14 protein-coding genes are annotated in these 17,388 nt (G+C 65.3%); 10 read left to right on the plus strand and 4 right to left on the minus strand.

The features are described 5' to 3' along the window. Positions 1-172: 172 nt before the first annotated feature. Complete coding sequence (locus tag AC1DSN_RS00395) at positions 173-2,380, minus strand: toll/interleukin-1 receptor domain-containing protein (RefSeq protein ID WP_477293318.1); 2,208 nt, start codon at positions 2,378-2,380, stop codon at positions 173-175. A gap of 248 nt (positions 2,381-2,628) precedes the next feature. On the opposite strand from AC1DSN_RS00395, the gene AC1DSN_RS00400 reads away from it, so the two are divergent. The 7 genes from AC1DSN_RS00400 (at position 2,629) to AC1DSN_RS00430 (ending at position 11,234) form a co-directional block, all read left to right on the plus strand. Beyond that, a complete protein-coding gene (locus AC1DSN_RS00400) occupies positions 2,629-3,759 on the plus strand; it encodes an efflux RND transporter periplasmic adaptor subunit (protein ID WP_477329209.1) in 1,131 nt (376 codons plus the stop codon). Next, a complete protein-coding gene (locus AC1DSN_RS00405) occupies positions 3,759-6,959 on the plus strand; it encodes an efflux RND transporter permease subunit (protein WP_213949908.1) in 3,201 nt (1,066 codons plus the stop codon). The genes AC1DSN_RS00400 and AC1DSN_RS00405 overlap by 1 nt, the downstream gene beginning before the upstream one ends. Beyond that, positions 6,956-8,434, plus strand: coding sequence for an efflux transporter outer membrane subunit (locus AC1DSN_RS00410; protein WP_477293324.1), 1,479 nt, complete (start codon positions 6,956-6,958; stop codon positions 8,432-8,434). Before AC1DSN_RS00405 ends, AC1DSN_RS00410 begins: the two co-directional genes overlap by 4 nt. A gap of 74 nt (positions 8,435-8,508) precedes the next feature. After that, positions 8,509-8,967: a hypothetical protein gene (locus tag AC1DSN_RS00415; protein ID WP_477293326.1), complete on the plus strand. Its 459-nt coding sequence runs from the start codon at positions 8,509-8,511 to the stop codon at positions 8,965-8,967. Between the two features lie 113 nt (positions 8,968-9,080). Beyond that, positions 9,081-9,848, plus strand: a complete 768-nt coding sequence (locus AC1DSN_RS00420) for a bestrophin-like domain (protein ID WP_477293328.1) — start codon at positions 9,081-9,083, stop codon at positions 9,846-9,848. Beyond that, entirely contained in the window at positions 9,845-10,189 is a 345-nt protein-coding gene (locus AC1DSN_RS00425) for an MliC family protein (protein WP_477293330.1), read from the plus strand. The genes AC1DSN_RS00420 and AC1DSN_RS00425 overlap by 4 nt, the downstream gene beginning before the upstream one ends. A 142-nt stretch (positions 10,190-10,331) precedes the next feature. Continuing rightward, positions 10,332-11,234 carry a LysR family transcriptional regulator gene (locus tag AC1DSN_RS00430; protein WP_213949913.1) on the plus strand — a complete coding sequence of 301 codons (903 nt, stop codon included), beginning with the start codon at positions 10,332-10,334 and terminating at the stop codon, positions 11,232-11,234. Positions 11,235-11,264: 30 nt separating this feature from the next. Here the strand turns inward: AC1DSN_RS00430 and AC1DSN_RS00435 are convergent, their stop codons facing one another. Together AC1DSN_RS00435 and AC1DSN_RS00440 are read right to left on the minus strand one after the other, a co-directional pair. Continuing rightward, positions 11,265-12,302 (minus strand): L,D-transpeptidase, encoded by a 1,038-nt coding sequence (locus AC1DSN_RS00435; RefSeq protein ID WP_213949916.1) that lies wholly within the window; start codon positions 12,300-12,302, stop codon positions 11,265-11,267. Positions 12,303-12,380: 78 nt separating this feature from the next. Beyond that, positions 12,381-13,595, minus strand: a complete 1,215-nt coding sequence (locus AC1DSN_RS00440) for an FAD-dependent oxidoreductase (protein ID WP_477293335.1) — start codon at positions 13,593-13,595, stop codon at positions 12,381-12,383. A 132-nt stretch (positions 13,596-13,727) separates the two neighbouring features. Between AC1DSN_RS00440 and AC1DSN_RS00445 the strand changes: the two genes are divergently transcribed. The 3 genes from AC1DSN_RS00445 to AC1DSN_RS00455 are packed head-to-tail and all read left to right on the plus strand — an operon-like array spanning position 13,728 to position 15,782. Continuing rightward, positions 13,728-14,387, plus strand: coding sequence for a glutathione S-transferase family protein (locus tag AC1DSN_RS00445; RefSeq protein WP_477293337.1), 660 nt, complete (start codon positions 13,728-13,730; stop codon positions 14,385-14,387). A gap of 15 nt (positions 14,388-14,402) precedes the next feature. Beyond that, complete coding sequence (locus AC1DSN_RS00450) at positions 14,403-15,110, plus strand: DUF899 family protein (protein WP_477293339.1); 708 nt, start codon at positions 14,403-14,405, stop codon at positions 15,108-15,110. A gap of 54 nt (positions 15,111-15,164) precedes the next feature. Continuing rightward, the gene (locus AC1DSN_RS00455) at positions 15,165-15,782 is read left to right on the plus strand and encodes a helix-turn-helix transcriptional regulator (protein WP_477293341.1); all 618 of its coding nucleotides are present in this window, start codon (positions 15,165-15,167) and stop codon (positions 15,780-15,782) included. A 3-nt stretch (positions 15,783-15,785) separates the two neighbouring features. On the opposite strand, the gene AC1DSN_RS00460 is transcribed toward AC1DSN_RS00455, so the two are convergent. Then, positions 15,786-17,357 carry a methyl-accepting chemotaxis protein gene (locus AC1DSN_RS00460; RefSeq protein ID WP_477329212.1) on the minus strand — a complete coding sequence of 524 codons (1,572 nt, stop codon included), beginning with the start codon at positions 17,355-17,357 and terminating at the stop codon, positions 15,786-15,788. Positions 17,358-17,388 lie beyond the last annotated feature (31 nt).

Raw genomic sequence — 17,388 nt, forward strand, 5'->3', positions numbered from 1 at the left:
GGTTAGTGGTCACCTTGGACGGGCCGCCTCCCCGCTCTTCGTCGGCGTCGTGCTCGCGCGAGGTCTCGGTCTCTTCGTCGAGGGGGTCGTTCGGTTCGTCCTGGTCTTGCGGGTTGCCAAGCTTGGACATGACGTACTCCCGTTGAGTGCATGGTGATGTGGGACGGCCCTGTTACTCCTTCTCTTGCAGTGGCTCGCCGCCGGTGGCCACGAGTAGTTCGTGCTGGAACGCCTGGTTGACCGGATAGTCGATGTGCTCGCGCCTGAGTACGCGCAACAGCCCTGCGTCGCGGTAGCCGCTGGCCCAGAGGCGTTGGATGACGGCTGTGGCATCCGGCCTGCGCGTCAGTGCCAACAACGTCTCGGCGCGAAGCGCCTGCAGGCGAGGGTCACCCTGACCGCTCTTCGCTGCCTGCACCCTATCCAGGGCTTCCGTACGGAGTTGCAGGGCAGCCTGCGTGTCCGTGGTGACGGCCGCGAGCGAGAGTCGTGCTGCGACACCCGCCAGTAGGGTCGAACGGTCGTCAGGCAGTTTTGCCATCAGCGGATCGAGCGCACGCAATGCCATCGCTGCGTGGTCGCGCGCGTCATCCTGCTGCCCGGCGTCACCGAGTTGCGCCGCGTGCTCCAGCTGGGCTTCGGCGTATTCACGCTGCCACGCGGCGTTATCGGGGTCATGCCGTGTCAGCTCGGCGAAGGTCGCGAGCGCCTTGGTGGTGAGCGCGGTGGCGGCAGGAAGATCGCCCGTGAGGCGGCGAAGGCGCGCCAGCTGCGTCGCATACAACGCCGCGTGATCCTGGAAGTCGGTATTGCTCGGGTCGAGCGCACCCAGTTGCGTCGCCATATCCACCGCTTGCTGCAGACGCGCCATGCCCGCGGCCACATCGCCGGTGAGCGCCTGTGTGCGTCCGAGGATGGCGTAGACGGTGAGCAGGTTGTCGCGGCGGCTCATGTTTTTCGGATCCGAGGCCGAGAGCCCGGACTGGATGCGCTCGTCCGCGCCGTACTGGGCGACCGCCTCGGCGAGGTCACCGCGCATGAGGGCGAGCTTGCCGAGGTTGTTGTAGGCGGAGCCGAGATACTCGAGCCAGTCGGGGTTATGCGGCTGGCCCGTCACCAGGTCCTGCATCTGGGCGAGCATGTGCCGATACTGGGCGGCGGCCTGGTCCAGCTCGCCACGCGCTTCCATGACGTGGCCGATATTGTTGTCGAGCGTGGCCCGCTGGAAGGCCAGCTGTGTATTTCCCGGCGCACGCACGGCGGCCCGTTGCAGCGTGGCCTGGGCGCTGGCGAAGCTTCGCTGGGCGTCATCGAGCTTGCCCTGTCGCCACTGCGTCATGCCGATGTAGGCCCAGACATCGGCGAGCGCCAGCTGCCGGTCGACGTTCGTCGGCGCGGCGTCGGCCAGACGCGTGGCCACGGCAAGCGCCGCCCGGTACGAGGTCATGGCGGCGGCCAGTTGGCCCTGGTCGAGACGTACGCTGCCGATCTTCTCCAGTGCCGAGGCACGCTGCTCCAGTGCCCGCTCGGTCACTTCGTCGAGCGGCTGGGCCTGGAAATACTTCATGGCCTGGTTGTCGACGGCTTCCATGATGTCCAGGCGCGATACCTGGGCCAGTTTGTCGTTGAGGTCGCCGAGCATGAAGCTGACCAAGTCCTCCGCTTCTTTCTGGCGACGTTCGGCGACATGGCTGGCGACCACCGCCGCATGCCGCGAGATGAAGGCGCTGATCGCCAGGGCCGTGGTCACGGCCATCACACAGAGGGCGACGGCGGCGAGGACGGTGGCGCGGCGCATGCGTCGGTGCATCTCGCGTTGCTTCAGGTCGTCGAAGCCGAGGCCGAGCATGCCGGCGACGAGTTTGATGAGGGCGTTGAGCTTGCCGTCGCTACCCTGCCGCACATCCGCGGCGATGGGCTCGATGGCCTGGCCATCCAGTCGATGGCGCAACGCCGGAACGAAGCATTCCTCGGCTTCGCGTCCCGGCAGGTCGGTGGCGTTCGGTTCGCCGGCGACGATAAGACAGAAGATCCGCTCGTCGCGGCCGAGGCGCTTGAACGAGAGCACTTCCTCGTTGACCCAGCGCGAGGACGCTGCCTGCGGCGAGCAGATCACCAGCAGGCATTCCGATTGCGCGAGTGCGGCGTTGACCGTGCGGCCGAGGTCGCCGGCACTGGCCAGTTCGTCGCGGTCACGGAACACAGGGGTAAGGCGTCGCGGRATGACACCCGCCGCCGTGAGCTGGCCGACGAGATGGTCCGGTATGGCGTAGGTTTCCAGGGCGCGGTGCAACCACGCCGCCCAGGCGGTGTCCTGGTGGCTGTAGCTGATGAAGGCGCGGTACCGGTAGTCCGGTCCCATGAAACCTTCGGTCGACACGCGCAGTACCCCGCAGGTCGGAAGCAGCCTCCCCCAGCGGCCCGAAAGCACACGCTAGCACCGAAGTGTGACGTAGCGCACATTTTCACGCCACCTGAACAACCCAGACCGTCTCCCTGCTTCCACGCCTTCGTCACGCAGCACCCTCGGCCAAAAACCGGCCGAACCCTGCTAGCCGGCCCCCCATGGCCGTCTGACACTCAGGTTGCCGTTGCACCCTCGCGACGGGGCGGAGTGGGGAAAGCAACATGGTTGGTATACGTCTGATCTTTCCGGTGGCCTGCGCCTTGGTTCTCGCCGCGTGTAGCGGACACGGCGCGGCACCCGCTGCCGGCCCGGCAGAGGTCGACGTGGCCGCGGTGGTCTACAAGCCGATCACCGACTGGCAGAGCTACTCCGGCCGCTTGCAGGCGATCGATCACGTGGACATCCGGGCCCTGGTCCCCGGCACCATCATGGCCGTCTATTTCAAGGACGGGCAGATGGTCAAGAAGGGCGACCCGCTCTTCCTGATCGATCCCCGCACGTATACGGCGGCGGTGGATCGCGCCTCCGCACAACTCGCTGCGGCGCACGCCCATGAGAAGTTCACCTCGGCCGATTCCCAGCGAGCGCAAAAGCTCCTGCAAGGCAACGCGATCTCCAAACGCGACTTCGACGACCGCTCCAATGCCGCCCTCGTCRCCACCGCCGACGTCAAGGCGGCCGAGGCCGCCCTCGAGGATGCCAAGGTCAACCTCGGTTACACGAGAATCTTCGCGCCGGTCGACGGACGCATGTCACGCGCGGAACAGACCGTCGGCAATATCGTCGCGGCGGGCTTTAGCTCGCCACCCCTGACCACCCTGGTCTCGGTCAATCCCATCTACGCCGGCTTCGACGTGGATGAGCAGACCTACCTCAAATACCTCAGCCAGGCAGGCGACCACGATGTCGCGGTGCGACTCGGGCTTGCCAACGAGACGGGCTTCTCGCGCACGGGCAAGATCGCCTCCGTCGACAACCAGCTCAACAGCACCACGGGCACCATCCGCGTGCGTGCCTCCTTCGACAACGCCGATGGCGTGCTGCTTCCGGGCATGTTCGCCCGCGTCGCCGTGGGCGGTGGCGCGGCGCATCCGGCCGTCCTGATCGACGACCGCGCGATCTCCACGGACCAGGCGAAGAAGTTCGTGCTGGTACTCGACGACAAGGACCACGCGCAGTACCGGGAGATTTTCCCTGGCCTGATGGTGGATGGCCTGCGCGTGGTCGATTCAGGCCTCAAACCGGGAGAGAAGATCGTGGTGAACGGCCTGCAACGCGTGCATCCGGGCGATCCGGTACACGCCAAGGTCGTTCCCATGGCGGGCGAAGATGCCGTGGCGAGTAGCCCCTGATGAATATCTCCCGCTTCTTCATCGACCGGCCCATCTTTGCCGGGGTGCTCTCGACGCTGATCCTCCTGGCCGGCGTGATCGCCATGTTCCAGCTGCCCATTTCCGAGTACCCGGAAGTGGTGCCGCCCTCCGTCGTGGTCTACGCCTCGTACCCGGGCGCCAACCCCAAGGTCATTGCCGACACGGTCGCCGCGCCGCTGGAAGAGCAGATCAACGGCGTGGAAGGCATGCTCTACATGCAGTCCCAGGCCAGCAGCGACGGCAACATGGCGCTGACGGTCACCTTCCGCCTGGGTATCGATCCGGACAAGGCCCAGCAGTTGGTGCAGAACCGCGTTTCGCAGGCACTCCCTCGCCTGCCGCCGGATGTGCAGTTGCTCGGCGTCACCACCATCAAGTCGTCACCCACGCTGACCCTCGTGGTCCACCTGATTTCACCCGACGCCCGCTACGACCAGACCTATCTGCGCAACTACGCCCTGATCAACGTGAAAGAGCGCCTGGAACGCCTCAATGGCATTGGCCAGGTGGTGCTCAAGGGATCGGGTGACTACGCCATGCGCATATGGCTGGACCCGAAGAAGCTGGCGGAACGTAGCCTCACGGCGTCGGATGTCGTGGCCGCTATCCGGGAACAGAACGTGCAGGTCGCCGCCGGTGTCATCGGCGGGTCGCCCATGGCCGGCGCGGTGCCTTTGCAATTGAGCATCAATGCCAAGGGCCGTCTGCAGAGTGAGCAGGAGTTCGGTGACATCGTGCTCAAGAGTACGAACGGCGCACTGACCCATATCCGCGATGTGGCCCGCGTCGAACTGGGCGCGGCGGAATTCGGCTCGCGTGCGTTGCTCGACAACAAGCAGGCCGTGGCGATGTGGATCTTCCAGCTGCCGGGTGCGAACTCGTTGCAGCTGTCCGAAGATGTTCGCACGGCGATGAAGGACCTGCAGAAAGACATGCCGCCGGGCGTCGAATACAGCATCGTCTACGACCCGACCACGTTCGTCCGCTCCAGCATCGAGGCCGTGATTCATACGCTGATCGAGGCGATCTGCCTTGTGGTGCTCGTGGTGATCCTGTTCCTGCAGACCTGGCGCGCGTCGCTCATTCCCCTGCTTGCGGTGCCGGTGTCGATCATCGGCACGTTCTCCCTGTTGTTGTTGCTGGGCTACTCGATCAACGCCTTGTCCTTGTTCGGCATGGTCCTGGCGATCGGTATCGTGGTCGACGACGCCATCGTGGTCGTGGAGAACGTCGAACGAAACATCGAGTCGGGGCTGTCTGCGCGAGAGGCCACTTACCAGGCCATGAGCGAGGTGAGTGGGCCGATCATCGCCATCGCGCTGACGCTCGTCGCCGTGTTCGTGCCGCTTGCCTTCATGTCCGGCCTCACCGGGCAGTTCTACAAGCAGTTCGCCATGACGATCGCCATCTCGACGGTGATCTCGGCGTTCAACTCGCTGACACTTTCGCCAGCACTGGCCGCCCTGCTGCTGAAGGGCCATGACGAACCGAAGGACTGGCTCGCCCGCGTGATGGATCGCGGACTGGGTGGATTCTTCCGCGTCTTCAACAAGGGATTCCACCGCGCGTCGGAAGGGTACGGCCATGGCGTAACCCGGGTCATTGCACACAAGGGCAGCATGCTCATTCTCTACGTGGTGCTGCTTGCCGGCGCGGTGATGATGGGACGAATCGTGCCGGGCGGCTTCGTACCTGCGCAGGACAAGGAATACATCATCGCCATCGCGCAGTTGCCCAATGGCGCCTCACTGGACCGCTCGGAAGTCATCACCCGGGAGATGGGCGAGATCGGCATGAAGCAACCGGGCGTGGACCACGCGGTGCAGCACCCGGGCCTGTCGATCAACGGCTTCGTGAACTCGTCCAGTTCGGTCGTGATGTTCCTCGCCCTCAAACCGTTTGCGGATCGCCACGGCACGGGCGAGTCGGCGGGCGCCATCGCTGCGGCATTGAACCAGAAGTACGCGGCTATCAAGGGTGCCTACATCGCCGTGTTCCCACCACCGCCGGTGCTCGGTCTGGGCACGCTGGGTGGCTTCAAGTTCCAGATCGAGGACCGGGGTGCGCAGGGCTATACGGCGCTCAACGATGCGGTAAAAGCCTTCCTGGCAAAAGCGGCAAAGGCACCGGAGCTCGGCCCCACGTTCACCAACTATCAGATCGACGTACCACAGCTTAAGGTGGACCTGGATCGCGACAACGCCAAGCAGCTCGGGGTGGCGGTCACCGATGTGTTCAACACCATGCAGGTGTTTCTCGGCTCGCAGTACGTCAACGACTTCAACCGCTTCGGTCGCGTGTTTCAGGTACGCGTGCAGGCGGACGCACCGTTCCGCGCCCACCCCTCCGATATCGGCCTGCTGAAAACACGCAATGCAGACGGAGAGATGATTCCCCTGGCGTCTCTGGTGAAGGTCTCGACCACGTTCGGTCCGGAATCCGTGGTGCGTTACAACGGCTATACCGCGGCCGACATCAACGGCGGCCCCGCACCCGGTTACTCGTCCGGACAGGCACAGGCCGCTGTCGAGCGCGTGGCCGCCGACACGTTGCCGCGCGGCTTCAAGCTCGAGTGGACCGACCTCACCTACCAGCAGATCATCGCCGGCAATGCCTCGCTGGTCGTCTTCCCGGTGAGCCTGCTGCTGGTCTACCTCACGCTGGCCGCCCTTTATGAAAGCCTGACACTGCCGCTGGCGGTGATCCTGATCGTGCCGATGAGCCTGCTCTGCGCGCTCATCGGCGTGTGGCTGGATCGCGGCGACAACAACATCTTCACCCAGGTGGGCCTGATGGTGCTGGTGGGCCTGGCGTCGAAGAACGCGATCCTGATCGTGGAGTTTGCCCGGGAGCTGGAGATACAGGGGCGCTCGATTGTCGATGCCGCGATCGAAGCGAGCCGCCTGCGTCTGCGACCGATCCTGATGACCTCGATCGCTTTCATCATGGGTGTGCTGCCGCTGGTGCTTTCCTCGGGCGCGGGCTCGGAGATGCGGCACGCCATGGGCATCGCCGTGTTCTTCGGCATGCTTGGCGTCACCCTGTTCGGCCTGATGCTGACGCCGGTGTTCTACGTGATCCTGCGCCATCTCTCCGGCGGCCATCGTCTCGAGGACAAGCACGGCAAGAACGGGCGCGTCATCGGCATCGAAGACGCCGGTCCGGGGAGTCCGACATGAAAACCCTGCCCACGTTCGTCTGTTGGGGTCTGCTGCTGGCTGGCCTGAGCGGCTGCTCCCTGGCTCCGAAGTACAGCGTGCCGCCGGCGGCGGAGTCGCAGGCATTCAAGGAAACCCTCAGCCCCGCCGAGGCCGGCACCTGGCAGACCGCCGTACCCGCCGAAGACGCCGCACGCGGGGAGTGGTGGAAGGTGTTCAACGACAGTCAGCTCAATGAGCTCGAAGGGCAAGCACTGGAGGCGAACCAGAACCTCGCCGCCGCCGCGGCGCGCGTACAGGAGGCGCGTGCCATCGAGGGCGTGACCGGTGCGGCGCGCTTTCCCAGCCTGTCCGCCGGCTTCGGTCCATCGCGCCAGCAGAACACGCCGGACTCGCTCGGCGTGCCGCCCGGTGGTCCGCGCCCCGACGCGCAGACGGTATGGCGTGCGCAGGCCAACATCTCGTACGAAGTCGACCTGTTCGGCCGCGTCGCTTCCTCCGTGCACGCGGCCCACGCGGATACGCAACAGAGCGAAGCCTTGTTCCGCTCCGTGCAGCTGGCCCTGCAAGCGGACGTGGCCCAGAACTACTTCAACCTGCGCGAACTCGATGCGGAACTGGCCGTGTATCACCGCGCCGTCGAGCTGCGTAACGAGGCGCTCACCTTCGTTCAGCATCGTGCGGAGGCCGGCGAGGTGAGCGATCTGGAACTTGCGCAAGCGAAGGCGGAACTCGCCTCCGCGACCTCGGACGCGATGACCGTGGAGCGGCAGCGTGCGGCGTCGGAGCACGCATTGGCCGTCCTGCTGGGCAAGGCACCGTCCGAGTTCTCGGTCGCGCCACGGCCGCTCGAGCCGGTGGTGATCCATATCCCTCCCGGCATGCCGTCGTCGCTTCTCGAACGGCGCCCGGATATCGCCGCCGCGGAACGGGCCATGGCTGCGGAGAACGCCCGCATCGGTGTCGCCCGCGCAGCCTACTTTCCTTCCATCGTGCTGACCGGCACCGGGGGTTACGAGTCGTCCGCCTTCAGCGATCTGTTCAAGTGGTCGAGCCGCAGCTTCCTGCTCGGTCCACTGGTCGGCACAGCCGCCAACCTGCCGATCTTCGACGGCGGCGTGCGCAAGGGCAACCTGGCCAATGCGAAGGCGCGTTACGAGGAGAATGTGGCGAAGTACCGCCAGCAGGTTTTGGTGGCCTTCCAGGAAGTGGAAGACAACCTTGCCAACCTGCGCATTCTCGAAGACCAGACGCGCGTGCAAGGCGACGAAGTGGCCGCATCGACGCGGGCGGCGGATCTCTCGAAACTTCAGTACGAAGACGGCTCCGTGGCCTATCTCAACGTCATCGATACGGAACGCGTGGTGCTCAACGCCCGGCTCACCGCGGTGCGCTTGCGCGGTATCCAGGCGACGTCGACCGTGAACCTGATTCGCGCACTGGGTGGCGGCTGGGGCGACGCGCCGACAGCAACCGCATCGCCCGCGACGGAATGATGCGACGCGGCAATGCCGATACCCCGATGATGTCCGTCCTATAATCAACGCATCCGCTTCAGGAGACCGCCACCATGGCTGCAACGACGTTGGGTGCGATGCTTCGAGTCACCGAGAGATGCGCGAAGGCCGACTGCCTGCGCGACCTCGAGCAACAAGCGAACCAGCAGGGTCCGTCCGCCGAGAAAGACCTTCGCCTGGTCCAGGAGTTTCTGGACACGGCGAAGACCCAGTTCACCACGCGGATCCTCGCCGGTACGGACGTTAAACCGATCCAGCTGGGGGCGGGCCAGAACACCACGGTCGCGCTGATCCTGCAGACGTTCCGCTGGGCGCCGGATTACGACATCCGCAATCCTTTGCACCCGTACAACGCCGCGTGGAAACCCTTCGTGACCTGGTGCGAGGAAAACGACCTCGAGCCGGTTCTTCGCAAGTACCACGACGCCAAGGGCAAGGAACACTGGTACACCCTCAGCGTGCGCTCCGCGCCGGAACGCGCGGCGGATCACGTCGCGGCCGCTGGTACCTGACGAGCGACCTTTCGTTTCCGACAAAACCGTGGCATTCGAGAAGGCAGCCGGGCGGACGGCGGCCACCATAAGCTGCGCGGCAAACCGTCGACGTCTTAAGGGGAGCATCATCGATGTACGCGATCGTCGTCTCGCTTGCCGTACTGGTGCTGGCGTGCGGAAGCCTCATCCTGGGTGGCTGGATCGCCCGGCGCATGCCGGAAGATCACCTCGTCTACGAAGCACAGAAAGCCGCCCAGTTCGGCATCAGCATGATGGCCACGCTGACCGCCCTGGTCCTCGGTTTCATGGTCACCTCGGCGCGTGCCACCTTCGACCGCGCCAATGACGGCATCGTCGGCGTGTCCACGTCGATCCTCCTTCTCGATCGCGCGCTCTCGGGCTACGGCCCGGAGACGGTGCAGATCCGTACGGACCTCCGTGCGTTCCTGGCTCATGCCACGGAGCGGGTCGCGCCCGATGGTGAGATGCAGAAGGTGGTTTTCCGCCTGCCGCATACCAGCCTCAGCCTGATCACCCAGCTGCAGGCTTCCATCCTCAACCTGAAACCGGATACAGACGCGAAGCGTTGGTTTCAGCGGCGTGCGCTCGACATTACCGCCGACCTCGGCAAGCAACGCATCCTGACCTCCGAGCACGAACGCTCGTCCGAACCCACGTTCCTGCTCGTCGTGGTCACGGCGTGGATCGTGCTGATCTTCATCGGCATGGGTACGTTCGCCATGCACAACGCGTCCGTTCGCCTCGTGTTGTTCTGCGCTGCGCTGGCGTTCTCCGGCTCGATCTTCCTGATCATGGAGCTGGAGGCACCGTATACCGGCGTTCTGCGCGTATCCGGCGAACCCCTGCTCCAGGCCGCCACGGAGCTTGCCCTGCCATGAAAGCCCTCCTGTCCGCCGCCTTCCTGCTTGTCGCCACCGGCGCCGCGTCGGATTCGCTCATGGTTCCGCAGGTGAAATTCAGTCCGCCCGTGGTCGCCACCTACCACTGCGCCACTGGCAAGCCGTTCACCGTGACCTACTGGAACGGCGATAACGGACAGAGCTTCGCCCTGATGCCGATCGCCGGCAAACCGAGGTTACTGGTCGACACGATGGCCGCCGATGGCGTGCGTTATGCCGCCGGGTCGATCGTGTGGTGGACCAAGGGCCGCGAAGGGAATCTCTACGATGCCCGCGTGGATCCGAACAAGCCCACGGTCGCAGGCTGCAGCTCGCGCTAAGCCAAGCCCGTAGAAGCCCAAGCCCGTAGAAGCCCAAGCCCCGCAGGAGCCCAACCCCCTGTGGGAGCCGCTTCAGCGGCGAAGCTTTACTCTTGCGCAAAAAGCCACGTATAAGCGAACCAGCCTTTCGCGAAAATCAACGATGAACATCACCCTCGACGAGATCCAGAACTTCATCGCGGTCGTCGATACCGGCTCCATCACCAAGGCGGCGCAGCAACTGGACCAGACCGTATCGGCGGCAAGCCGAACGCTCGGCCGGCTGGAAGAGAAGCTTCAGACTACCCTGCTCCGTCGCACCACGCGGCGCATCGAACTGACCGACGAAGGTGAGGCCTTTCTCGAACGCGCGCGCGATATCGTCGCTGCGGTCGAGAACGCCGAAGAGCAGATGGCGACGCGTCGCAGCCGTCCGGCCGGCCGACTGCGCATCGACGCCGCGTCACCTTTCATGCTGCACGTCGTGGTGCCCCTGATCGCTGGCTATCGCGAACGCTTTCCCGATGTCGACCTCGAACTGCACAGCAACGAGGGCTATATCGACCTGCTCGAACGCCGTACCGACGTGGCGCTACGCATCGGCAGGCTCAAGGATTCCACGCTGCACGCGCGCCCTATCGGCAGCAGCCGTATTCGCTGCCTGGCCAGCCCCGCGTACCTCGAAGCACGCGGCACGCCACGTAAGGTGTCCGAACTGGCGAAGCATTCGCTGCTCGGCTTCACCGAACCCGACACCTTGAATGACTGGCCGCTGCTGGACGAGAAAAAGCAGCCGGTACACATCAGGCCGACCATCAGCTCGTCCAGCGGGGAAACGCTGCGCCAGCTCGCGCTCGAAGGCAACGGCATCGTTTGCCTTTCCGACTTCATGACGCGCGAGGATCGCGACTCAGGGCGTTTGGTGCAGGTGCTGCCAAAGCACACCATCGAGTATCGCCAGCCGATCAACGCGGTGTATTACCGCAACACGGCGATCTCGGCGCGCATCGCCTCACTGGTGACGTATCTCGTCGAAGCGATCGGCGAGAACGGCTTCGATCACTGACGCACCGGTGCTTCCCGAAGGACGGCTGACTCAAACGCCCGGCGGGTTCGAATCGATCACCTGCACCTTGCCACCCGTGGTTTCCGGCTGCACGCTTTCGTCCGTGGCCAGCAGCACGGAGCCCGGCGCCAGCAGGGGCACGATCTTCTCCATGAACTCGCGTGGCACGGAGACGCGGTCGACCAGCGCTTCATCGACCACCTTGCCCGCTTCGTCGCCGTGGCCGGGAATGCCGATGGTGATCCAGTTCGGCATGTGCAGCCCGGCGCGCTCCGGCGCGTCGGGCATATAGCCGGAAGCGACGATGAAGGCGTGCGTGCCGATCAGCGGATCCTTCACTTCGACACGGCTACGGCCGATCTCGATACCGTTGCGGAAGACGATGACGCGGCTGTCGGCCACGCTGAGTACCATCGAGATGGGACCGATGGGCGAAGCGTCCGGATTCCAACGGTACGGCACACCATCGGCCAGCGGTTCAAGTGGCAGGTCGCTGCCGTTGCGTGGGTCGATAGGGATCACCGCGCTGGGGTGAACCACGGTGACCGGCGCCGTCCCTGCCTCGGCGACGACCACCGTCATGCCCATGTTGGTCGCATCGAACAGCAGCCGCGCGAACTCGGTGGGCATGTGCACGCAGCCGTGCGATTCCGGGTAGCCCGGGAGGCCGCCCGCATGCAGCGCCACGCCGTCCCAGGTCAGGCGCTCCTGGTAGGGCATCGGTGCGTCGTCGTATTTCTTGGAGTGGTGGTCCTTGTCCTTCTGCAGGATGGTGAACACACCGGTTGGCGTTTCGTGACCCTTCTTGCCCGTGCTGACCGTGCTCACCCCGATGAGGATGCCGTTGCGATACGCGTACGCACGCTGCTCGGTGATGCTCACGATCACCGCCATCGGGCCGGGCGAGGCACCCCGCCCACCCCATATCCACTGCCCAGGCTTGAGGTCACCCGGACGGGTATCGGCGGGGCTGGACTGCCTGGCGCCCCAGACCGGAATGGGATTGGCGGCGAACGACGCCGTGGTGAGCGACACGAGCAGTACGACGGCGGCGGCAACGCGTTTCATCCGGATCTCCGAGGTTCCCCTTCGCGCAGAGCGTAAACCGAGTGTGGCCGAACGCGCGAGTATGGTTTTTTGCGCATCCTACGGAGCGGGAAGCTCCTGCGCTTGCATGTCCTCGCCTCCCGGCATTCGACGATGGCCAGCCTCGCCGGTGAGGATGCTCAGCATCGGCCCGCGCGCACCGGGCATCCTGCCCAGCGGTCCGAACAGCACATCGCGACACCAACCCAGCGCCGTGCGATCCGACTGGAACAGCGGTGTCAGCCAGCGGCTCATGCGCTGGTAGATGCGCACGTGACCGTGGCGATGGCGCCGGTAGATGTCCAGGGCATGATCGACGTCGTCGTGCTCGGCCAGCGCGTCGGCCAGCGCAGCCGCGTCCAGCAGGGCCATGTTCACGCCCTGCCCCAACTGGGGACTCATGGCGTGCGCCGCGTCTCCGATGACGACGAGACGATCGTGATGCGGCCGGCGCAGCACCACATCGCGATAGCGCGCACGGTTGAGCTGCTCGGAATGCTCCAGATGCGCCAGATGCGGTGCGAGCTCGGGCCAGATGCCGGCGACGGTGGACTTCATCGCCGCGACAGCGAGGTCGTCGAAGCTATCGACCCGCTCACCCGGCAGGCTGAAATAGAACGTCACCCACCGACCGTCATGGCCTGGACGCGTGCCGACCGGCAGCATGCCGATCATGGCGCGGGTGCCCGCATAACGTTGCAGCAGGTGGGTGGGCGTGGCCCAGTCGTCGATGCGCAGCAGGCACCACACGGCGCCCCACGGATAGAGCGATTCGCGGCTGACCTGGCTCTCGCAACGAGCGCGCAGCACCGAGTGCGCCCCGTCGGCTGCAATGGTCAGGTCGAAGGGGCCATGCGGCGTGCCGTCGTTGTCGACGACAAAGCGCGTCGCTGCGTCGTAGCCGGCGATGAAAACGCCCGTGCGCACCTGCGCTGCCTCGTGGTGCGCGTCGCGCAACAGCTCGAAGAGCGCACCACGCGTCATGCCCAGGCCGAAGCAGCCGGCGCGGCGGTCGCTGTAACGCATGGCCATGACCGGACGGCCCCGCGGCGTGGCGCCGTGCAACTCATCGATGCGTTGGCCCAGCGCCATGGCGCGGCCGGCCAGACCCAGGCGGTCCAGCACGGCGATGCCGGTGGGTTGCAGCAGGAAACCCGCGCCAACCGGTCCCAGCGTCGGGCTTTTCTCGAAAACGGTGACGTCGTGTCCCTGCGCGGACAGCAGGATGGCACTTGCCTGCCCTGCGGTTCCGTAGCCTACGATGGCAACTTTCATCCGTGGTCCTCCTTGATACCGGAGGATAGCAAGACCGATCCAGCGGCGATGCCCGCCGCGTGTCGAAATGCCCGCTTCCCGTTCGACGTGAAGAAGAAACCTGCGTTCACGTCCCCGACCGAGGTGCATGCGATGCCCCTGAAGCTCTACGCCCACCCCTTCTCGTCTTACTGCCAGAAAGCCCTCGTGGCCCTCTACGAGAACGGCACGCCGTTCGAGTGGAAGATGCTTTCCCCTGAGCAGCCCGAGGTTTACGCGGAGTTCGCCGATCTTTGGCCGCTGCGCCGCTTTCCGATCCTGGTCGACGGCAAGCGCACGGTCACCGAGGCGAGCACCATCGTCGAGTACCTCGACCTCTATCACCCGGGTCCTGCGCCGATGCTGCCGGAGGACCGCAAGGCCGCACTGGAGGTGCGCGCCATGGACCGGTTCTTCGACAACTACATTTCGACGCCGCAGCAGCGCATCGTGTTCGACGTGCTGCGCCCCGGCGGCCAGCGCGACCCCTGCGGCGTCACCGATTGCCGGCAGATGCTGGACACGGCCTATGCATGGCTGGACAAAGTCATGGCCGACCGCGAGTGGGCGGCGGGCGGGCACTTCAGCCTGGCCGACTGCGGCGCGGCCCCGTTCCTGTTCTACGCCGACTGGACGCACCCGATCCCGGATGTGCTCGCGCACGTGCACGCCTATCGACGACGCCTGCTTGCGCGCCCCTCGTTCGCCCGCGCCGTCGACGAGGCCCGCCCGTACCGGCCACTGTTTCCCCTTGGCGCACCTGACCGCGACTGATTCCGGAGAATGCTCATGAGCACCCAACCGCTCACGCCCGCCAGCGAACTGGCGAGCCGCAACACCGTCCGCATGCCGAACGAAAGCGACGAGTACCGCAGTGCGCGTAACGCGCTGCTTGCCGAAGAGATCGAATTGCGTCGGCACATCGAGCGTGTCGCAGCCATGCGCCGCGCACTGCCGCCAGGTGGTGAGGTGCGTGGCGATTACCGGTTTGAAGGCATCAACGGTCCGGTCGACCTCGCCGGACTGTTCGGCGACAAGCAGACCCTGGTCGTTTACAGCTACATGTTCGGCCCGGAACGCGAGCGCCCCTGCCCCATGTGCACTTCGTTGCTGAGCGCGTGGGACGGCGAAGCCCGCGACATGGAGCAGAACGTGGCGCTGGCAGTGGTGGCGCGTTCGCCGCTATCGAAGCTACTGGCCTTCAAGAAGGAACGTGGTTGGCAGCATCTGAAGCTGTACACGGACCTCAACGGCAGCTTCAGTCGCGACTATCACGCCATCGGCAAGGATGGCGGCGATATACCGGCGTTCAACGTATTCACCCGCCGCGACGGCACGATCCGCTTGTTCTGGGCCGGGGAAATGGGCGGTGACTCGGCGGATCCCGGCGAAGACCCGCGCGGCGCACCGGACCTCATGCCCCTGTGGACGGTGCTGGATTCGACGCCGGAGGGGCGGCGACCCACGTGGTATCCGAGCCTTGACTACACCGGCTGAAAAAACAGGAAGTCCATTCTGGACAATCCGTATCAAGGCCCCGATGATCGGCGCATGGTCGATTACCTTGCCCCCTACGTCCCCGTCGCCGACGCGATAGCCACCGTGTTCAAGCCGCATGCCGAGGTGGTGATCCACGACCTCGGCAGCGGGACGATCCGTCATATCGCCAATCGGATGTCGCCGCGGAAGGTTGGCGACGATTCGCTGGCCGAGTTGGAAGACCTTGGCGCGCTGGACGAGGCGGTGATCGGCCCTTACCCCAAGAGGAACGCGGACGGCCGGTCGTTGAAATCGATCACGGCCGTGTTGCGCGATGGCCGTCGTAAACCCATCGGCCTGCTCTGCATCAATGTGGACGTGAGCATGGTCGAGGCGATGCAGGCGATGTCGAAGGACTTCCTGCGCTTTGCCGAGTCAGCACCACGTCCCGCAGCACTGTTCCGCAATGACTGGCGCGAGGAGGTCAATGACATCGTCGGCCAGTTCCTCAGCGACCGGGGTACGACGCTAACCGGCATGGGTATCGTCGACCGCGAGGCCCTCATTACGCTGCTCGAGGAACGAGGCCTGTTCGATGTTCGCCACGCGGCAACGTACATCACACAGTTGCTCGGCCTTTCGCGCGCGACCTTGTACAAGACGCTCAAGGCCGTGCGCGAGGCGATATAGCCCTCAGGCTGCCTCATCCTCTAACACGAAGTAAGCCACCTCCTGCCGCAGGATCTCCGCGCTTTCGCGCATGGCGCGGCTGGCTGCGGCGGCTTGCTCCACGAGCACCGCGTTCTCGCGAGTGGTTTCATCGATGCCGTGGATGGCGCCGTTAACGCGGGCAATGCCGTCATTCTGGCTCCGTGTCGCGTCCATGACCGAGCCGACCAGGCCGGACAACTCGTTCACACGCTCGCCGATGCCGGTGAGCACGGCGCCCGCGCGGTCGACGGAATCCACGCCGGCCTGGACGGCTTCGTCGCTCTCGGCGATCAGGCTGCGGATGTCACGTGCCGCAGCGGCGCAGCGCTTGGCCAGATCACGCACTTCCGAGGCGACCACCGCGAAGCCGCGACCGTGCTCACCCGCGCGTGCGGCTTCAACGGCCGCGTTCAGTGCGAGCAGGTTGGTCTGGAAGGCGAACTGGTCGACCACGTCGAGCACTTCGGTCATGCGTTCGGTACTGCGACGGATCTCGCGCATGTTGCCGATGGCGTCCATCGCCACGCGGTGGCCTTCGTCGGTCATGGAGCGCGTCTGCGCTACGGCGCTATGCGCGGCCTTGGCATGGCTGAGTCCGCCGGCCACCGCGCTGGCCATGTCGTTCATCGATGCCGAGGTGGAACGCAGGTGCCCTGACTGGGTGCGCGTACGGTCGTTCAACGCATCGTTACCACGCTCGATACCGCTGGCCGCCTGGGCCACGTGGTCGGCGCGATCGCGCACCTGCACCACGACGTTGCCGAGCTGGGTATCCATGGCCGCCAGCGACGACAGGAGACTACCGATCTCGTCGCCGCGTCCCACGTCGATGCGGGCGCCCAGCGTGCCGCGCGCAATGGCGGCTGCGACCCCGGATGCCTGGCGAAGCCGACGGCCCAGCGAACGGATGATCGCGAGGTCCACGACGCTGGCCAGGAGCAAGGCGATACCGAGCAGGATCGCCGAGGTGATGCCACCGCGACGGATGTCCTCATGCTGCGCCTGGGCCTCGGCCTTGCCGCCATCCAGCGCCAGCGCGAACAGATTGGAAAAGTCGCTCTTGAGCGGACCCACGGCGGACTGCACATCGTTCGACAGCTGCAGTTGTGCGAGATCGTACTGCTCCGCCTTGAGCAGCTCGATCACGTCATCCACGGCCTTGTCCGCCGCCTTTCGGTGCTCGGCAGCGAGTGYCACTCCCTTGCTCTGCACCTTGCCCAGACCGCTGGCTACCAGCGATTTCCATTGCTTGTCGATGTCGTGGCGATCGCTGCCGATGGCGGTGACCGCATCATCGACCGAGGACGGCAGGCGGGTGAGCGTCGCATGCACGAGGGCGTCGAGCAGATCGTTGTAATCGTTCTGGATGCGGCCGACGTCGGCCACGGGCGCAAGCGTCTCGTCGACGACGGATTGCAGCCGCTGGTCGGCGGTGCGCAACTGCACGCCACCGACGATCCATAGGGCGAGAAGGAGAAGGATGGTGCCAGCCATGCGCATCAACAAACGGGCGCGGAGCGTCAGCACAGGCAACGGGATTCGGGGAAATCGCATGGCGTACTCGGGGGACGGGGATGCCTCCCTG

Source organism: Luteibacter sp. P4_D7_3 (genome assembly GCF_056401735.1).

Excerpts from the sequence above, each read along its gene's own strand:
- AC1DSN_RS00440 (WP_477293335.1), bottom strand. The coding sequence starts at position 13,595 with ATGAAAGTTGCCATCGTAGGCTACGGAACCGCAGGGCAGGCAAGTGCC.
- AC1DSN_RS00455 (WP_477293341.1), top strand. The coding sequence starts at position 15,165 with ATGGTCGATTACCTTGCCCCCTACGTCCCCGTCGCCGACGCGATAGCC.
- AC1DSN_RS00420 (WP_477293328.1), top strand. The coding sequence starts at position 9,081 with ATGTACGCGATCGTCGTCTCGCTTGCCGTACTGGTGCTGGCGTGCGGA.
- AC1DSN_RS00415 (WP_477293326.1), top strand. The coding sequence starts at position 8,509 with ATGGCTGCAACGACGTTGGGTGCGATGCTTCGAGTCACCGAGAGATGC.
- AC1DSN_RS00445 (WP_477293337.1), top strand. The coding sequence starts at position 13,728 with ATGCCCCTGAAGCTCTACGCCCACCCCTTCTCGTCTTACTGCCAGAAA.
- AC1DSN_RS00405 (WP_213949908.1), top strand. The coding sequence starts at position 3,759 with ATGAATATCTCCCGCTTCTTCATCGACCGGCCCATCTTTGCCGGGGTG.
- AC1DSN_RS00410 (WP_477293324.1), top strand. The coding sequence starts at position 6,956 with ATGAAAACCCTGCCCACGTTCGTCTGTTGGGGTCTGCTGCTGGCTGGC.
- AC1DSN_RS00450 (WP_477293339.1), top strand. The coding sequence starts at position 14,403 with ATGAGCACCCAACCGCTCACGCCCGCCAGCGAACTGGCGAGCCGCAAC.
- AC1DSN_RS00425 (WP_477293330.1), top strand. The coding sequence starts at position 9,845 with ATGAAAGCCCTCCTGTCCGCCGCCTTCCTGCTTGTCGCCACCGGCGCC.
- AC1DSN_RS00435 (WP_213949916.1), bottom strand. The coding sequence starts at position 12,302 with ATGAAACGCGTTGCCGCCGCCGTCGTACTGCTCGTGTCGCTCACCACG.
- AC1DSN_RS00430 (WP_213949913.1), top strand. The coding sequence starts at position 10,332 with ATGAACATCACCCTCGACGAGATCCAGAACTTCATCGCGGTCGTCGAT.